Source organism: Paenibacillus sp. IITD108 (assembly GCF_036541265.1).
Classification (GTDB): Bacteria; Bacillota; Bacilli; order Paenibacillales; family Paenibacillaceae; genus Pristimantibacillus.
The window spans coordinates 1-365 of record NZ_JAZHCT010000099.1 but is presented as its reverse complement, the minus strand read 5'-3'; the positions used below and the strand labels follow the sequence as shown (position 1 = coordinate 365).

The following is a 365-nucleotide window of genomic DNA, read 5'->3' as shown; positions in this document are numbered from 1 at the left end:
CCGACAGCTTCGGTTGGCTCATGTGGTAGATCATGTAGCGCTTCAACAGGACGAGCAAGTGAAGAGCATGGTGGAGCAATTGCTTACAGCGGAACTCGACGGACGACGCCGTGCCAAGCTAGGAAAGCTGGTGCAACAAGCAGGATTTCCGCACATTAAGACTTTCGAAGGCTATGTGTTCGACCACATTTCGTTTCCTGGCGGAAGCAGCCACGAGATAATCCGGGAGCTAGAGTGGCTGGAACGCAAAGAAAACCTGCTGCTCATGGGCGCGGTAGGCACAGGCAAGACGCATATGGCAACGGCTTTGGGCGTGGAAGCTTGTCGCCGGGGAAAAGCAGTACAGTTTTACCGGGCGTCGGATT

At 54.8% G+C, this 365-nt stretch carries 1 protein-coding gene; it reads left to right on the top strand.

Features of this window, described 5'->3' with window-relative positions:
• Nucleotides 1-365 (top strand): ATP-binding protein (locus V1L65_RS28665; RefSeq protein WP_331702770.1); only part of this gene is annotated, 365 nt, incomplete at both ends.